This is a genomic window from Burkholderia alba (genome assembly GCF_034721475.1).
GTDB lineage: Bacteria > Pseudomonadota > Gammaproteobacteria > Burkholderiales > Burkholderiaceae > Burkholderia > Burkholderia alba.
This window is the reverse complement of the sequence record NZ_JAWJWL010000051.1, coordinates 1-18486: the sequence shown is the minus strand read 5'-3', so window position 1 is coordinate 18486 and position 18486 is coordinate 1. Positions and strand designations below refer to the sequence as shown.

General features: G+C 64.9%; 7 protein-coding genes and 4 pseudogenes. 8 read left to right on the top strand and 3 right to left on the bottom strand.

The window, feature by feature from the left end; translation table 11 throughout:
* Positions 1-168: 168 nt before the first annotated feature.
* The 6 genes and pseudogenes from RZR99_RS30550 to RZR99_RS30525 form a co-directional block, all read left to right on the top strand.
* A pseudogene (locus tag RZR99_RS30550) lies at positions 169-1356 on the top strand (hypothetical protein); the annotation flags it as partial.
* 269 nt (positions 1357-1625) lie between these two features.
* Positions 1626-1850, top strand: a pseudogene (locus RZR99_RS30545) (IS6 family transposase); the annotation flags it as partial.
* Positions 1851-2068: 218 nt separating this feature from the next.
* Positions 2069-2776 (top strand): alpha/beta fold hydrolase, encoded by a 708-nt coding sequence (locus RZR99_RS30540; protein WP_323123491.1) that lies wholly within the window; start codon positions 2069-2071, stop codon positions 2774-2776.
* A gap of 353 nt (positions 2777-3129) precedes the next feature.
* Entirely contained in the window at positions 3130-3849 is a 720-nt protein-coding gene (locus tag RZR99_RS30535) for a Crp/Fnr family transcriptional regulator (RefSeq protein WP_323123490.1), read from the top strand.
* 320 nt (positions 3850-4169) lie between these two features.
* Positions 4170-4370 (top strand): hypothetical protein, encoded by a 201-nt coding sequence (locus tag RZR99_RS30530; RefSeq protein WP_323123489.1) that lies wholly within the window; start codon positions 4170-4172, stop codon positions 4368-4370.
* A 135-nt stretch (positions 4371-4505) separates the two neighbouring features.
* Positions 4506-4778 carry a hypothetical protein gene (locus RZR99_RS30525; protein WP_323123488.1) on the top strand — a complete coding sequence of 91 codons (273 nt, stop codon included), beginning with the start codon at positions 4506-4508 and terminating at the stop codon, positions 4776-4778.
* A 277-nt stretch (positions 4779-5055) separates the two neighbouring features.
* On the opposite strand, the gene RZR99_RS30520 is transcribed toward RZR99_RS30525, so the two are convergent.
* Positions 5056-13716 carry a GH36-type glycosyl hydrolase domain-containing protein gene (locus tag RZR99_RS30520; protein WP_323123487.1) on the bottom strand — a complete coding sequence of 2887 codons (8661 nt, stop codon included), beginning with the start codon at positions 13714-13716 and terminating at the stop codon, positions 5056-5058.
* Positions 13717-13910: 194 nt separating this feature from the next.
* The gene (locus RZR99_RS30515) at positions 13911-14390 is read right to left on the bottom strand and encodes a type II toxin-antitoxin system HicB family antitoxin (protein WP_323123486.1); all 480 of its coding nucleotides are present in this window, start codon (positions 14388-14390) and stop codon (positions 13911-13913) included.
* A gap of 1047 nt (positions 14391-15437) precedes the next feature.
* On the opposite strand from RZR99_RS30515, the gene RZR99_RS30510 reads away from it, so the two are divergent.
* Positions 15438-15686, top strand: a complete 249-nt coding sequence (locus RZR99_RS30510; RefSeq protein ID WP_323123485.1) for a DUF1488 family protein — start codon at positions 15438-15440, stop codon at positions 15684-15686.
* Between the two features lie 50 nt (positions 15687-15736).
* Positions 15737-15928, top strand: a pseudogene (locus RZR99_RS30505) (slipin family protein); the annotation flags it as partial.
* A gap of 1287 nt (positions 15929-17215) precedes the next feature.
* On the opposite strand, the pseudogene RZR99_RS30500 reads toward RZR99_RS30505, so the two are convergent.
* Positions 17216-18092 (bottom strand): annotated as a pseudogene (locus RZR99_RS30500) (slipin family protein).
* Positions 18093-18486: the final 394 nt, after the last annotated feature.

Genomic DNA, 18486 nt, shown 5'->3' with positions numbered 1-18486 from the left:
GGCGGCAGCAACGGTTCGATGAGTGCCCATAGGTCGTCGTCGAGTATCGCTCTGGTCATGTCCTTTTCGCTGTCGAAACAACGATCGGGTTAACAGGAACAATCGGAAGCAAACAGCCCCACAAACGTCATTTTATTAAGACTTCTTAGTCAATCGTTAGGATAATTCATCATAGACGGGTTCCGACCATACCACCGGCTATGGGCCGCGACCTTCGTACTCGCAGTCGCGAGCGAAGTGTTTTCCGGAGCCATCCGGTATTACACGTCGATCGCGGGTGTGGTGCCGCTGGGCTATCTGCCCAAGGCACTGATGATCGTCTGCATTGCGCTCGCCCTGCTTCAACCACTGCGCCCGGCCTATCTCATCGTTGCCTGCTACTTGGCCGCGCAAGCGTGCGTGGCGCTGGTGAACGGCGTCGGTCCTGCGGCGATCGGCTTCTGGTTATGGTCGGTGTCGCCGATGCTCTTCGCGGCCCTGACGCCGCCCGAAGCACTCGAAGAACTGGAATCCCCACGGATGCTGTTCGCGTTGATCGTCCTGGCGGCGCTGTGCAATGCCGGCGTGATCCTCAATAGTTTCACCCATATGCCGTGGACCGGAGGGCGTGTCGATGTCGACGGTGTGAGCGTGAAACTCGCGGTGGCCTCTTATGTGGGCACCGCGTCCCGCCTGTCCGGATTCGGTCGCGGCAGCGCGGGAACCGGGCTCATGATTGGCCTGCTGGCGGTTTGGCTGCTTCCACGGTTGCGGACCCGACTTGCCGTGGCGGCCCTGCTGGCTGTCTCGGCGGCGGGAATCTGGTATACGACCAACAAGACCACGCTCGTCGCTCTCGCGATCATCGTCATGTTCCACTATCTAATGCGCGCGCCGGGACTCCGGCGCGCCTGCATCTGGTTCCTCGTGCTGACCATCGTCTTGCCGCTCGTGGGCTGGGTCGCCGCGCAGTCGACCAACGCGGGCCTGTCGGATTCCAGCACCTTGATGTCGATGCTGGATCGCTTCATCAACACCTGGCCCCAGTTGCTCGATGGCATGCTGAGCGAGAACCTGATCTGGTTTGGAATCGGGCCCGGCGGTTTCGGCGCGGCGACCATTTACTATGTCAGCAGCTTTGGTTTCAATGTCGGTTACGCGGACAACATGGCGCTCTATATGCTCGCCAACTTCGGCCTGATAGGTAGCGGCATGATCGCGTTCGTCTTCGTCCATTACGTGCTGGCGCGCCACTCGAGCGATGCGCGCCCGTGGCTAATGCTGTCCTTCCTGCTGTTGAGTAGTATAACGACCGACATTATCGAAACGGTTGGCTGCCTGCTGTTTTTGGGCATCACGTTGCGCATGTTCGCGCTCGGTCCGGCCGCTGCCGTTACACCTTACGTCCGCCGTTCCAGACGAACCGTTCCCGGCACGGCGGCATTCGCCCCCACCACCCCAACCGAAATCAAACGGCGCAAAACTGACCTTGCGCGTTAGGGATCTGTCGGTAGTCGGACCTACAACACACTGGAGAAGCAGATGGATCAAAGGATTAGCCGGGCTCCGAGAGATGCAAAACTCCCGGGAACAACATTAATCCAAATCAAAACCTGGGAGTTCAAGGGCGCTGAGATGACTGACGATTTCTTCCATACACGCTGAGCCTGCACCACCTCGAAGAGATGATGGCTGAGCGCGGTCTGCCGGTCGATCATTCGACGGTCCATCGCTGGGCGATGAGGCTGCTGCCGAAACTGGAGAAGGCTTTTCGGCGCCGCAAGCACCCGGTCGGCAAAAGCTGGCGGATGGCCGAGACCTACATCAAGATCGGCAAACAATGGAAGTCCCTATATCGAGCGGTCGACAAGGACGATCCCCGATCCTAGGGCCCACCAAAAAAACTTGACCACGACAGGTATCTGATCCACGCTTCACCACGTCGATTGACCTAGCTACACGCGGGTAATTCTTTCAGGCGACCTTGGCGCGTACCATGACGCCATAGCATCGGCAATGTCCTCCAAATAGCTTTTCGGTCCTGTGGACCAAGAGTTCAGCCCCTGATCCCAATCAAAAGGTGATCATCATGAATACCGCTAAGTCTACACAGGCCAAGCCGAGCATTGTTTTCGCCCACGGTATCTGGGCAGACGGCTCCTGCTTCCAGAAATTGATCCCCGCACTGCAGGCGGAGGGCCATGACGTGCTTGCTGCACAGCATGGCCTGGATTCGCTGGAAGGCGATATAAGGACGGTAACCCGCGCCATCGACCGGGTTAGCGCTCCTGTCATCCTGGTTGGCCATTCCTACGGCGGAACCCTCATCACGCATGCAGGCATGCATGATCGGGTCGTGGCCCTTGTCTACATCGCAGCACTCGGTCCCGACGAGACCGAAACGTCGCAGAGCCAGCAGGCGAAGTTTCCGACCACCGACGTCTTCAACCAGATCGAGGTTATAGATGGACGACTCTGGTTGCGTCCAGGCGGCGTGCAGTACTTCGCAGGAGACTTGTCCGAAGAGGAGCAGAAGGTCGTATGGGCAACCCACTCCGCACCGGCTGCTGATCTCTTTACCCAAAAGGCGACCGGTGTCGCCTGGCGGTCGAAGCCGAGTCACTACATCGTGGCAACCAACGACCGCACCGTACATCCGGAGTTGCAGCGCTCCGTTGCAAAGCGGATGGGCGCCAAGACCTACGAAGTGGCCACCAGTCACGTCCCCATGCTTTCCAACCCGAGGTTCGTACTCGATGTGATTCGCGACGCAGCAAAAGCCGCTCAAGAAACCTAGGACGCCCCTGACGCTTTACGCGGTTCTCGTTTCCTGATTGCAGGCTGGATCTTCGTGCTTTTCGCCATATTGTTGGCGCTCGCTGACAACTGACTCCTTGTATATGCGGAGTCTGTCCGACAACGAACCAATACCGAGGAGCCGCTTGAGAAGGCGCACGGCGACACTATCATTTTTGGAGGAGGTTTCGCATCCAGCCAGCGCCAGACCCATCAGAAAAAGGGACATACTGCGATCACCGTACTGTCAAGCCACGAGCAGTGAGATACGATGGCAAATTACGCCCGATCCTCGCTGCGCCCGCATCGGCCGGATCACCATCGCATGGGGCGCGAGCATTACAGGAGCGACGCATGCCAGACAACCCGCCCATCACCGAAAATCATCTGCTTGCCGCACTGCCGGAAAACGAGTTTGCGCGGATCGCCGCGCATCTGACGCTCGTTGAGATGCCGCTCGGAAAAGTGCTGTATGAGTCGGGGGGCCAACTTCGTCACGTCTTTTTCCCGACCACGTCGATCGTCTCGCTGCTTTACGTGATGGAGAATGGCTCGTCCGCGGAAATCGCGATCGTCGGCCACGAAGGGATAATCGGCGTATCGTTGTTCATGGGCGGCGAAACGACCCCTAGCCGCGCCGTCGTGCAAAGCGCGGGGCAGGCGTATCGGCTCGACGCGGGCGTCCTGAAGGACGAGTTCCGGCGCGGCGACGCGATGCAGCGTCTGCTGTTGCGCTACACCCAGGCGCTCATCACGCAGATGGCCCAGACCGCCGTCTGCAACCGGCATCACTCGATCGATCAGCAGCTCTGCCGCTGGCTGCTGCTCAGCCTCGACCGGCTTCCTTCAAACAAGCTGCGCATGACGCAGGAGCTGATTGCGAACATGCTGGGCGTGCGCAGGTCGGGCGTGACAGAAGCCGCGCTGAAGCTGCAGGATGCAGGCCTCATCCGCTACAACTACGGGCATATCGAAGCGCTGGACCGGCTAGGCCTCGAAAAGCGCGTATGCGAATGCTATGACGTGGTCAAGCGCGAATTCGACCGCCTGCTTCCCGATCTGAAGCGACTCTAGAATCAGTCTCCGCCCCCGCGCTTCCGCGACGAAGTTCGACAGGAACATCGGCACTATAGGCGCGTCCGGGGGGAATCCGCATGGCAGGCAGTTCAAATACGTTGCAGCCGGCCCATCGGACATGACGCGCTTCGTTCGGCTAAGGCTCGAGCACGATGCGAGAACGGCCCTGCGCCGCATACGCACGGCGCGACATGAGCAGCGCCAGCACTGCGCGGCATCGTACCGACTTTCTCTCTGCGTCCGGCCATGCTGAGTCGTCGTGCATGCATTGCTGCTATCACCGCACGCACGAGCACCGAACTCATGGGAGCCTGCACATGAACACACCCAAGCACAAGGACAACGCCAGACAACAGCGCCACAAGTACGAGCAGGACAGCGCGACGGATGATGGCATGCCCGCTGCCCCCGACAAGCCGACGCACGCGCCTCCGATCGACCGCGAACGGCTTCGGACGACGAAGCAGCGAATCACCGAAGCGAGAAAGTGCTGGGGTATGGCGTACTCGCCGAACTGATCACGCGTCCGGTTCGGGACATCGCCCTCATCGCGGTCATCGAACACGCGGAAAGCAGATCCTTTCCTGCCCGCGGCGGCGCGTCGCCGCCGGATCCTTGGAGCTCGACGACAGTTACCCCATCAGGAGCACAGCATGACCATCCCCACGCTCGAGTATCACGGACACGAGCTTCGCGCCTACTCACAAAAGCGATTCCCGCCATTCGGCGATCCTCACGCACCGGGCCCGCGACGTTTCGGTGCGATTGTGCGAATCGACGCGATACCGGCCACCTCCGCGGCCTCGCCGCGTTACACGACCATTTTCCAGGACGGCGAGCCTCAGACGGCCACGCTCGCCCTCGATCTGGCCATGCAGTTCGGCAAGGACATCGTCGACGGAAAAATCGCGCCGGCGGCAATCTGATCCGCCCACCCCAGCGGATTCGACGCGACGGGCGGCTCACCTGCCATCCGCGGGGGAAACCATGACGCGAACCCCGGCCGACCCTCCGAGGACCTGACCGTCCTCCGCACGATCCGCAGGGACTGTCCACGCACCGCGCGCCCTGCCTGCCGGACTGCCTTCCGACCGAGACAGGGTGACTGCGACACCGGCGGCATGGCCGCGGGCGCACCCGGCCCGCATCCGCGACCGCTCCCCTCGATCTCTGCGCCGCCCGCGCCTCGCGCCTTCCGCACGCTCACTGCAACACAGCCTGGGCCGCCCCCAGCGTCACGACGACGCTGTGCCGCCGGCCGTCGTCCACCAGTCGCACCGCCGATGCGCCGACGGTGAGCGGCATGCCGTCGACGACGATGCGCAACACGCCGCCGCTGACCACCTCCGGGTTCTCGACGACGATGTCGTAGTGCGCCGCCCCGTGACGCAGCGTCGCCTTGAAGCCCGGCCAGGATCGCGGAATACAAGGCTGGATGGACAGCGTATCGCCCTGCTTGCGCAAGCCGAGCAGACCTTCGATGCCCGCGCGGTACAGCCATCCCGCCGAGCCGGTATACCAAGTCCATCCGCCGCGGCCGACGTGCGGCGCGACCGAATACACATCGGCCGCGACCACATACGGTTCCACCCGGTAACGATGCACGCCGCTGCGCGTGCGGCTGCGGTTGACCGGATTGAGCAGCGCGAACACGCCGGCTGCGCGATCGCCGTCGCCCATCTGCGCGAATGCGAGCACCGACCAGGTGGCCGCATGCGTGTACTGGCCGCCGTTTTCGCGGATGCCCGGCGGATAGCCCTTGATATAGCCGGGATCGACCGGCGCCTGATCGAACGGCGGCGTGAACAGCAAAGCCAGCCCTTCGTCGCGGCGGATCAGCTGCGCGTCCAGCGCATTCATCGCGCGCGCGGCGCGCGCCGGGTCGGCCGCACCCGACAGCACGCTCCACGACTGCGCAATCGCGTCGATCGCGCAGTCGGCGTTACTGGCCGAGCCGAGCGGCGTGCCGTCGTCGAAGTAGCCGCGCCGATACCACTCGCCATCCCATCCCGCCACGGCCAGCGCGTCGCGCAACGCGGCGGCGCGCGCCAGCCAGCGGCGCGCCTGGTCTGCCGCACCGCGCGCCGCGGCGAGCGGCGCGAACGCCGTGAGCGTGGCATGCAGGAACCAGCCGAGCCAGACGCTTTCGCCGCGCCCGGCCTCGCCGACCCGATTCATGCCGTCATTCCAGTCGCCTGTGCCGATCAGCGGCAGGCCGTGTTCGCCGAAGTGCGCGAGGCTCTGCTCCAGCCCACGCGCGCAATGCTCGAACAGCGATGCGCTGGTTTCCGAAATGCCCGGGATAAAGAACACGTCCTGCTCGTCGGCCGCGAGCGGCCGACCGTCGATGAAGGGAATCGACGCATCGAGAACGGCCCGGTCGCCGCTGACGCCGACATAGTGCGCGACCGCATGGGCCAGCCACACCCGGTCGTCGGAGATCCGGGTCCGCACGCCGCTGCCGCTTTCGGGCAGCCACCAATGCTGCATGTCGCCCTCCGGGAACTGACGCGCCGCTGCCCGCAGCAAGTGCTCGCGCGTCAGGGCCGGGCGGGCGATCGCCAGGGCCATGCCGTCCTGCAGCTGATCGCGGAACCCGTACGCGCCGCTGGCCTGATAGAACCCCGCCCGCGCCCAGATCCGGCTCGACAAGGTCTGATACAGCAGCCAGCGGTTCAGCATCAGGTCCATCGCGCGATCCGGCGTCTCGACCCGGATCGCGCCAAGCGTCTCGTCCCAGAACGCCGTGACGGTGGCGAATACCGCGTCGAGATCCGCGTGGCGGTACTGAGCGATCAACCTGCGCGCCGCCGCCGTATCGCTTCCCTCGCCGAGCAGCAACACGATTTCCGCGACGCCGCCGGGTTCGAGATCGACGGTGGTCAGCAACGCGGCGCATGGATCGAGACCCGCCCCGACCCGGCCCGACAGGGGCGGCGCACCGACCCGGCCCGGAAAGCCGGCGGGATCGCTCAGCACGCCGTTGCGGCCGATGAACTCGCGCCGGTCCGCGCTCCAGGAGGTTTGCAGGCCGCCCAGGTCGGCGAACGCCACCCGGCCGCGATACGCCTGGCTCCAGTCGTTGCGGGCGAACAGCGCGCCGGTGGCCGCATCCAGCTCGCTCGCGGTGTGCGGCGCCGCAACGCTGCGCGACGCGCCCAGCGCCCATTCCGCATAGGTCGCGACGGACAGCCGGCGGGTCCGCTCCGACACGTTGCGCAAGGTCAGGCGGGAGATCTTCACGGCATCGGCCAACGGCACGAACTGCAGCAATTCGGTGACGATGTCGGCGGCGGTATGCGCGAAGCGGCTGTAGCCCTGGCCATGACTCGCCACGTAAGACGCGCCGCTCGACAGCTCGACGCCCGACGCAGCGGCGCCCGACGTGTCGTCGCGGAACGGGCTGGCCTGCGGCCCCCAACGCAGACCGGTCTCGTCGTCGCGGACATAGAACGCCTCGCCGGGCGGATCGGTGACCGGGTCGTTCGACCACGGCGTCAGCGGATGCTCGCGGCTGTTCGTCACCCACGTATAACCGCCCCCCTCCGCCGACGTTATGAAACCGCACGACGGATTCGCGATGACGTTGACCCACGGCATCGGCGTGCATTGACCGGGCGGCAGGATCACGACGTATTCGCGGCCGTCGCGCGCGAAACCGCCGATGCCGTTGAAGTATTCGAGACCGGCGCCGGCCGGCGCGCCCTTGGGCGGCGGCAACGCGCGCGGCGACTGCGGCACGCGCGCCGCCTCCGGACGGGCGGACAGCGGCACATTCGCGAGGCGGCGCAACTGATCCACCAGCCGGCCGTTGCGCGCGGCGAGCACGGCGCGCGCCGCGGCCGGGAACAATGCCCGCGCCGCCGCGGCCATCAGGTCCGCGCGCAGCACGAAGATACTGCCGCGCCCGGCTTCGTCGCGCGGCGGCCGGGTTCGCACCAGCCCTTCGAGCGCGACCTGCAGATCCTGCACATACGATGCCGCACGCTCGTTGACGATCACCAGATCGACCGCGAGCCGCTTCATCCGCCAGTACTCGTGCGCGCGGATCAACTGCCGAACGATCGCGATGTGCTCGATATCGTCGATCCGGACCAGCAGGATCGGCAAGTCTCCCGACACGCCATGTGCCCAGAGCGGCGACGCCCCCACGCCGCCGGCCGCCGACACGGCCGCCGCATGGCGCAGCAGCGCGGCGGAATTCGGCCGCATCGACGGATCGCTGTACAGCATGTAGCCGGCCAGCTGTTGGAACAGCGCGGCCTCGTCGAGGCTCACCGCGCTGTGCCGCAACTGCACCTGGGCCTGGGTCCAGGCGAGCATCGCCGCGCGTGAAAACGATTCGCCGTCGCGATGCTTGTCGACCAGATCGAGCAGTTGCGCGCGCGAATCTGCGACGATGGTCCAATAGGCGATGCTCGCCTTCGCACCCGGCTCGATGCGCAATCGCCGGCGCAACATGAATGCCGCATCCAGCACCGCGCCTTCGGATGCCCCCAGCACGCGCGACTCATCCAGCGCGAGCGGCAGGCGCACGCTGCGCCCGCGCCCGATGAAACGCATGCGGTCGGTGTCGAATTCTTCCGCGCCGACGGTTTCGCCGGCGCTCACCGCGAGATGCGCGGCCCAGACCTCCGCCTCGTTCGGCGCGCGCCGGCGCCGCGTCGCCAGGATGGCGCCGGAGGCCGGCACGTATTCGGTCTCGATGAACAGTTTCGAGAAGGCCGGGTGCGCGTGGTCGGCAGCGGCCGGCGCGAGCACGATTTCCGCATAGGAGGTCACTTCAATGACGCGGGCCCGGGCGCCCGCGTTGGCCACCGAAACCCGCCGCACCTCCGCATCGTCCTCGGCGGACACCACCACCTCGAGCGACGTCGTCAGGCTGCCGTCGCGACGGACGAACTCCGCGCGATCCTCGGTGAAGGTGGCTTCGTAGCTGTCCGGCACCACGCCGGTGGGCTGCCATGCGGCCGACCAGACCTCACCGCTGTCGACATCGCGCAAATACAGATAGCTGCCCCAATCGTCGCGCGTCGCGTCTTCCCGCCAGCGCGTGACGGCCAGGTCGTCGCGGCGGCTGTAGCCGGAACCCGCGGCCGTGAGCATCACGGCGTAGCGTCCGTTGGACAGCAGATGCGTGACGGGCGCGGGATCGTCCGCCGACAGCAGACGCCGCGCAACGGCGGATTCGACGCCGCGCACCCTGCCGGCAGGGCTCGCGTCGACCCGCGGCCGCCCCACCGCGACCCGGCTCGGCACCCGCTCCTGCAGCAGCAGCTCGGTTGCGCGGACGGCCGGCTCGCTATGGAAGAACGCGCGGATGCGCCCGCCGAGCAGCGCATTCGCGATCGACACGATCGACATACCCTGGTGATGCGCCATGAAGGCCCGCACGACCGCAACCGACAGCCCTTCCGGCACGCGTGCAGGCGTGTAGTCGAGCGCTTCGTAGAAGCCGAAGCGTCCGCACGCGCCGGCGGCGCGCAACCGCTCGAAGTTGCGCGCGGCGGCGTCCGGCGCGACCATCGCCGCGAGCGCGGTCGCATAAGGCGCGATCACGAGATGCTGGCCGAGATCGCGCTTGAGCCCCAGGTCGGGCACGCCGAAGCTCGAGTACTGATAGGTCAGCTCGATGTCGCGCGCGTTGTAGGCCGACTCGGACATGCCCCACGGCAGGCGCAGGCTGTCGGCATATGCGATCTGCCGGTGCACCACCAGATGATTGGTGCGCGCGAGCAGGCTGCTGGCCGGTGCGCGCATCACCAGCGAGGGCATCAGGTATTCGAACATCGACCCCGACCACGAGATCAGCGCCGCGCGATGTCCGATCGGCGTCGCCAGACGGCCGAGCCGGAACCAGTGCCGCGCCGGCACATCTCCCTTCGCGATCGCGACGAAACTCGCCAGGCGCGCTTCCGATCCCAGCAGATCGTAGTTGCCGGGATCGAGCCGTCCGTCCGCCACCGCATAACCGATCGACAGCAGGTTCCGCACCGGATCGAGCAGGAAGCCGAATTCCATCGCAGAGGCCATCTGCAGCGCGGCATCGGCCAGCGCATGCAGACGCTTGTTCAGCACCTGCGCGTCGTCCCGCGTGCGCACGGCGTCCAAATTGTGCCCCTGCACCGCGTGCTCGAGCGCCTGTGCCCAGAACAGCACGTCCTCGACGTCGCCGCTTTGCTCCCGGCTGATCTCGTCCATCAGCGCACGCGCGACATCGGCAACGGTCGCGGCCAGCATCATGATCGCGGGCCAATCCAGCGCGCCGTCCTCCGCGGCCGCTGCGGCGAGCGTCTCCTCCAGCTCGGTCGCGGCCCGCTCGAATTCGCCGTGCAAGGTCGTCCGGGCGGCATCGCCCCGGTACAGCGCCTCGCGCAGCAACGCGAGCGTGTCGCCGATCCCGTCGCACACGGCCTGCCGCCCCACGCCGCCCGGCTGGTCCGCCCATGCGCGGCAACCGTTGCCGAGCGCGATCAGATGGCCGGCGAGATTGCCGCTGTCGACCGACGACACGTACTTCGGTTCGAGAGGCCGCAAATCGCGCGTGTCGTACCAGTTGTAGAAATGCCCGCGGTAGCGCGGCAGCCGCTGCATCGTCGCGAGGGTCGCCTCCAGCCGCGACGCCGCGTCCTGCGTGCCGAGCCAGCCGAACTCGCGGGCGCTGACGGCGGACAGCAGATACAGCCCGAGATTGGTCGGCGAGGTGCGGTGCGCGACGACGGGCTTCGGATCCTCCTGGAAATTGTCCGGCGGCAGCATCTGATCGTCGGCCGTCACGAACGTCTCGAAGTAACGCCAGGTCCGGCGCGCATCATGCCGCAGCTGGCGCGCATCACGCGGCGTCACGGCCAGTTCGCCCGCCGGCCTCGGCGCGCGGCTCAGCCAGTACGCGATCGCCGGCGCAGCCAGCCAGGCCAGCGCGAACGGAACGGCCAGCCAGCCGCCCTGCCGATCGAGGCGCCAGTTCACGGCGAGCGTGACAGCCGCGCCCAGCAGCGCGAGCGTGACGCCGCTGCGCATCTGCAGATAGGTCGACGCGAGGGCGCGCCGGTCGCGCGCGCCGGCTTCGGCCGCCGTGGTCCATTCGAGCAGATGCCGCCGGCTGATCCCCACGCGAAACAGCGTGCGCGCGATCGCATCGATCATCGACCACGCCTGCTGCGGCAGCATGACGATCGACAAGCCGAACCGCGTCGACGCGAACCTCAGCTCCGCTGCCCACGCATAGAGCACGCTGCGCGTGGTCATCTTGACGTGCGTGCGCCGCCAGCGCGGCACCAGTCCGCTCAACACGGGCAACAACAGCGGCAGCGCGATCGTCACCAGCACGAACGCGCTCCAGGCCAGCGACACGGGCAGCGGCATACACCAGCCGGCCAGCAGCGCAACGAACATGGCGGGCGCCGTCAGCGTGCGGCGCAGGTTGTCCAGCATCTTCCAGCGACCGACGGCCGGCAGCGCACCGTGACCGAAGGCCAGCCACGGGAACAGTTGCCAGTCGCCGCGCGCCCAGCGGTGCAGGCGTCCCGCCGCGACGTCGTAGCGGGACGGCGCGGCCTCGACGACCTCGATGTCCGACGCCAGCCCGGCCCGCGCGAAAATACCTTCGAACAGATCGTGACTGAGCACCGTGTTCTCCGGCACGCGGCCGGCGAGCACCGCCTCGAACGCATCGACGTCGTAGATGCCCTTGCCCGCATAGGAGCCTTCGTCGAACAGATCCTGATAGACATCCGATACAGCCGACACATAAGGATCGATGCCGTGCGCGCTCGACGACACGCGCTGGAACAGCGACCCCTCGTCGCCGCTCGCGAGCGACGAGGTCACGCGCGGCTGGAGCACGCCATAGCCGTCGACGATGCGGCGGCTCGCCGGATCGAATGCCGGCCGGTTGAGCGGGTGCGCCATCTTGCCGATCAGGCGGCGCACGGTATCGCGCAGCAGCCGGGTATCGGCATCGAGCGTGATCACGTAGCGCACATCCCGCGGCGCGCGCGGCGGCCGGCCATCCAGCGCGATGAACGAGGTGTCCGACGCGCCGCGCAGCAGCCGGTTCAGCTCGTGCAACTTGCCGCGCTTGCGCTCCCAGCCCATCCAGCATCGTTCGCCGGCGTTCCAGCCGCGCCGACGATGCAGCAACAGAAATCGCTCGCTTTCGTCCGGCGCCGCCGGATAAAGGCGATTCAGCCGCTCGATGCCCGCTATCGCGGCCGCCAGCAGCCCGTCGTCGCTGTCGAGATGCGGCGTGGGCGCATCCGTCCAGTCGGAGAGCAGGGCGAAGTAAAGCGCTCCGTTGGGGCTCGCCAGATGATGGATTTCCAGGTGTTCGATCTGTTCTGCGAGCGCCGCCTCCGTCGTCAACAACACCGGCACCGCGACCATGGTGCGCAAATCCGACGGAATGCCGTCGAGCAATGCGAGGCCCGGCAGGATGCGCGCGCCGACATCCCGCATCACGCCGCGATTGACGAACGCCACCGCGGCATCGAGTGCGGGCAGCAGCCCGGCGAGGCCGAGCCAGATCAGCCAGTGACCGGTCGGCTCGATGCGGGCGAGCCACGCCAGCATGCCCGCCAGCAGGAGCGCGGCAAGCAGTCCGATCCGCCCGAGATAACCGCCGAGGCCGGCGCGACGCGTCAGGCGCCGCAACCATGACGCCACGGGCGGACGATAGCCGATCGCGGCTTCGAGCGCGGCGCGGCCGCCTGCCAGCAGGGCATAGCCCGGGTCGGACTCACGGCGCGGCGGCGCACCGTCGGCCGGCGCAGGGTTCGCGCCCTGCGCCGCCGCCTCGGCGACGACGCGACGGGCAACCTCCAGCTCGCTGACGGGCGCGCCGCGCGCCAATGCCTCGACCGCGTCGCGATACAGATTGCGCGTGGGGAAATCCATCTGCGCGAATCCGGGGTGGCTGCGCAGCACCTGATCGACGAGGCTGATGCGCTCGAACAGATCGGTCCAGTCCACCTCCGAAATCAGCCGCATGCTGGTGATCACGTTGCGCACGGTCAGGCTCGCGGCGCCTTGCTGGTGATTGACGGACGCGACGATCTGGTCCGGTGTCGCCCCGCGCGCCGCCAGGTGCCGATGCAGCCACGCCAGTGCCGGCGCGATGGCCTGATCATGGTCGTGCAGCCGCTGGATCAGTTGCACCGCGAACGCATCGTGCGATACCGCCTGCTCGTAGCGGGCGACCAGCGGTCCCGCGTCCTGCCGCGTCTGGCCGCCCTCGCCGAGCAGGCGATCCGCAAGCGCGTCGGCGTCGATCCTCGCGCGCCGATCGTCGATGATCTGGTCCGCGAGCCGCCGCAGGTTTTCGATCAGCACGATCCGCAGCGTGATCGCCACCGCCCATAGCTCGCCGATCGTCAGCGGCTCCACGGCCTGATAGGCCAGTATGAAGCGGCACAGGGCATCGGGATCGAAACGGCTGTCGGTATGGGCGACGAAGGCCCAACTGATCTCGAACACACGCGGATAGCCGGCGAACGGCCCACCGCTGAGCTTGGGCAGTTGCCGGTAGTAACGCGGGGAAAGATCGTCGCGGATCTGCCGCACCTGTTCCGCGACCAGATAGTAGTTGTCGAGCAGCCACTCCGCCGCGGGCATGATTTCCTCGCCGCGCGCATCCGCGGCCACCGTGTTGCGGTAGGCCTTCTGCAGATGATCTGCGTTGTCCTTCAACCGTGTGGCAAGCGAGGGGCCGGAGGCCGGACCGGGCGAGATCTTCTGCGCGTGGGCCAGGCTGGCCCCATGCTGCGCCAGTCTTTCCTCGCCGAAGAATTCCTCGCGAATCGGCCGGGCATTGCCCCACGGCGAGGTTCGGTGACGTGCACCCCGCGCTACGTGATTCTTCGACACAGCTTCTCCCTGAACGCCGCGATCCGTCGCGCGACATCTCCTCGACACCAGGGTGTCGAGGAGATGCGGGATGGGCGAAGCTCGGCTTGATTCCGATCCGCGGGCCGCGGATCAGGGCGGTCTCTTCTATCCGGCAACGCGGATCGGCGCCGGTCGCGACCCACGGACGACCGCGCCGCGACATGCTCAGGCCGTCACAGCGCGGGCGACAGCGGCATCGCCGCCGGTGACCTGCCCCGCTGCGCGGACCGGCCCGTGCAGTGGGCGCACAGCATCGACACGACCACGTCGCGCGTCGTATGCAACGCGATCGCCGTTCGATCGATGTCGCGCACGATACGCTCCGGCAAGCACAACTCGATTCGTATAGTGCTCGACGTCATCCGGGTCAGGTCGAGCTCGACGAAGCGCCAGATACCGTCGCCGGTGTCGAGCGCCGATGCCTGCAAGACCGACAGATCCAAAGTGGGCGGTGGAACGAGACGCGAGCACCGGTCATAGCGGGCCATGACCCGCTGCACGGCGACCGCCTGTAATTCACCATAGGTATCGCCTTCCACGATGGCTTCGGGAAAATCCGCCAGCCTGCCGTGATAGCGGGGATTTCCGCGTCGCGTGATATAGATCGGATATTCCATGAGCCTCTCCCGGCAGACAAACACCACGAGCGTCATCGTGCCCCGCGGCGCGCCGGAGAGTCGGTACGCTGGTGAACAGTCTTCCGGTGGGGATTCGTGCAGTCCGTCCGTGCAACCGGAGGATCGAGCGGCCCAGATGAAGATCGCATCCGCATGTGGCAACCGCAGAAGCTGGCAAGGCATTCGAACTGTCGATCATCGAGCCGGGGATCAGGTTCGTCGCGCCGCGCTCTTTCGTCGTTTCGTGGATGATGTTCATCGCCCCGAGCGGCGACGCCCAAGATGATTTTCGTAAGTCGGTTCCCGTGCGACCAACTCGACCGCGAGTTCGACCTCAACGGAGCGGACGAAAATTTGGCACGGTTATCGCACGCAACGGACTATACTTAAAGCGACGCTTCAGGAAGCAGTAACCTGATTGCCCCACTCTCCCACGTACTTTCCGCGGTCTTCCGTTGAATTCGATACGGGATCCCGAAGTCAGCTCAGGACATGAGCCGGAATGCGCAGCGCGGAGCGCACTAGGACACCCCGCGGCGTGAAGCCGCGCTCCATGACACGCTTGAGCTTCCACACGATGATGCAGGAGGCAGCGCAGCTGTCAACAAACGGAATCCGCCGCGCAACGCGTGGAAAGCGATCGTTGCCTCCGCTCATGCCCGTGATGGATGTATGCTGCGCCCAGCAAGTGCCGGCCCACCTCGCAGCATTCTTGACATCCGGGTCGAGGTATCGATCGCCAGATGCGCGATACCAATCGCAACCGCCTCGCGACAGATTGGATTGGTATGCGCCCGCGTCGCAAAATGCGTCACGGCGTACTCAGTGAAAGTTCTATAGAAGGAGGGAATCATGAGCAAAGCCCACGACGCCAGAAAATCGGATAAGAAAGTTGCGGTCAAGACGCCGAAGGAAAAGAAGGAGGCGAAGAAACTGAAGAAGGAAGCTTCGAAGCGTCAGTGACACCGCAATAGCAGCGGCGCCCCACGATCGGAATCCGGATCCTGTGGCGCTTTTTTCAGCATCGTCGCGCGACGACGCTACGATGTCGATGTGTGAAACTGATTCGTAAAACTGACCAAGATGCTTATTTTTCCCAATCCAAGCCGTAGCTACGATGCCTCACGACATTGCGTGTGTTTCTGGGGGTACGACAATTCACGCGAAATCAGCTTCATGGTGGACGACGCCGTACTCAGAAACCTGCGTCCTGGCATGGGATCCGACGAACGCTCGGTGCTTGTCGTTTTTGACGAGTTTCGCGACACGGTTCTCGAAATCGCGCAGAAACAGTATGTCCAGGGTCCGCAGAATCGCTATTTGCTTTCATGAGCGACAGGTCTGCCGCTGGAATATCTCCATGCGAATCGGTTCAGACATGAATGACCAGCAAGTTCGTCGAGGCTGCATAGGTGCATGAAAGCCATCCGGGTGCGCAGCAGTTGCGCGCGATGAACCTCACCTACGAGACGAGCAAGGAACGTGGTGCCACGATCCTGATTCTCAGTTCGATGATCGACCTCCTGAATTGCGCCACCCGGTTTGCGCAGGCGAGCCGGTCACGCCCGGGGGCCCAACGAAACGCCCGTGAGCGAATGACGGCATTCGCGCTACGCCGTACGTTGCCGCGGCAGCAGGTGCGTGAAGGCCCGGTGACGGACACGCGCGAGCCGATCTCCCGGGTGGTACGAGATCGCGTATCTGCGAGCACCGCGTTGTCATCGCAACGTGCCTGTCTCCATCGCTCAGCGCTACCGTACCGACGCGCCCTCTGGCCGTTATTCTCCTTTTGTCAGTCGTTCGTCAGCCCTCCCGCCACGCCCTAACCATTTGCTCAATAAAGTGCGTTGGATAGAAACGGCCCAAACGATTGGGTCTCTCGTTTTCCGACAGAGCGAGCAGTGTCCTGCAGCGTACCGACTCGTAGCGCCCCCGACTGCAGGATGTCCGGGTGATACTGGCAGTCCGAGCGTCAATGCCCACGAGGCATGCGACGTGCAATTTCCTTATTGCAGTCGGAGGATGGAAAGATGACAAGCGCAATGTGGGGCATCGTGATCGGGATAGCCCTGATCATCACGTTTTCATTGCATCGATCCAGATTACACGCGACGGAACGGGTCGCCGCTCCCAGCCTCGTCTTCGAAACGCCACGGGGCCCGGCAACGCCGAAAGCCGGCGTTTCGCCGGCTTCGGCATCCGCCTTGTAGTGACGGCTCTACGTTCTGTTTGAGAGCGCAGAGGTTGAACTGCTGCGTGGATACATCAGAGAACGGGCAGAAAACGCATGCCAAGCCGTTTCCGGCTCTCAGAGATGCGTTGTCTGGGCGTGCGGATCTTTACGGTAGCCACTCGCGGGGGGCTTGCGGGCATGCCGTCGTCGACCGCACGCGCGTTCGCGCGCAATTGCTGAGCCGCTTCCTCTCGCGTCCGGGAGGGTGTCCAGTCATCATCCATCAGCGCACTCCTTCCGTGCAGGTGGTATCTATCAAAATGCGCGCGTCAGGGCGGCGAGTCGGTACGTTGCCGCACGGATTTGCGAGGACCGGAACGGCGCGGAGAGGGAACGGGCAGCGCTTCGTGTAGGACGACGATTCTTGGGCAACCTGGCCGGCGTCGATCCGTTCAGCGAGGTCTGCGTGCATGCGGGGCTCCCACGGGTGGCCGGGTCTAGTTCCAAAATGTATCGGGGTCCGCCAACGTCTCCATCACGGCGTCCGTGTCGGTCAGCGTGTCGAGCACGAAGAATTCTACGCGGACCGGTCGGGTCCGCCCTGCGGGTGACGTGCACTGCCCGAACACAGCGTCGATTGTCGGGCGATTCGCACCAAACATCGCGATCGGCGCAGTGCGTCTCGCGATCAGGCTGCGTTCTTGAACGAGGTCGCCGGCGCGGCGCGCGTCACGTCATATCCGGCCACGGCAAGCGCAAGCGCCGGGTTCAGGCTGTCCACCATCGAGTTGGGAATCAGGATCGTCGCACCGCGCTCCTTCGTCGTCTCGTAGATGATGTTCATCGCGCGCAATTGCAGCGCGCCCGGATGATGTTCATATACCTGCGCCGCTTCGACGAACTTGGACGCGATGTCCGCCTCGGCAGAACCGAGGATCACCCGCGCCTGCTTTTCGCGCTCCGCCTGCGCCTGGCGCGACATCGAATCCTGCAGCGCGACCGGGATCGCGACGTCGCGGGTTTCGACCGATCGTACAGTCACCCCCCAGTCAATGGTTTTCCGACCGATCTCGTCGCGCAGGTGCATGTCGGCCGCTTTGCGGTCCGACAGCAGCGCAGCCAGCATCGATGATCCGATCATCTCGCGCAGCGAGGTTTGCGCGACCCGGTCGATGGCCTGCCGATAGTCGGAAATCGCCAGAGCAGCCTTCTGCGCGTCATGGACGTGCCAGAAGATCACGGCGTCGACATTGACGGGCACGGTGTCTTTGGTCAGCGCTTCCTCCGCGTTGAATGCGGTGGTTTGAATGCGCTCCGTCGATAACCCCGACGATGTTGTCGATGATCGGGATGAGCATGAAAAAGCCGGCACCCTTGACGCTCTGCAGTTTTCCGACCCGCAAGATCACGAATTTTTCCCAGACATTGGCAACCCGCACGGACAGCGCGATGAGGATGGCGACGATGAAAAGCAGGGCTGCGAGGTACAGGTTGCCCCCCTATGTACCGACAGAGAGAGCCGCGAGTACGAACGCGGCGGATAGAACCAGTGTGATGGGATTCATGGTGACACTCCGTTCCGGTGATGACGGTCCTGCACGTGCGATGTAATGCGCTGTGTCCCGGATCGTTCTGGACGTCCCGGCGACAGAGGCCGAGGCGCTTGATGCGAACGTGCGCCCAATCGCCGTGCAAATCGGTACGGTGTCATACACGGTCGAGGCAGCAACCAAGTTGAAGGGGGCGACAAGTCGTTCGCGCGAGGCCATCCCTCTCCTCGTCGACATCCCTATCGATAATATCGGTTAGCGATAGGGATGTATGTATGCGACGATCATCAAGTATTTTGCACAGGAGCAGTACGCTTTCTGCGGAAGCACCTGTACACAACAATCAAAGTAAAGTCACGCGATCGGTCGTAACAATGCCCCGATTTTCGCACGCAGGAACTCAAACGTC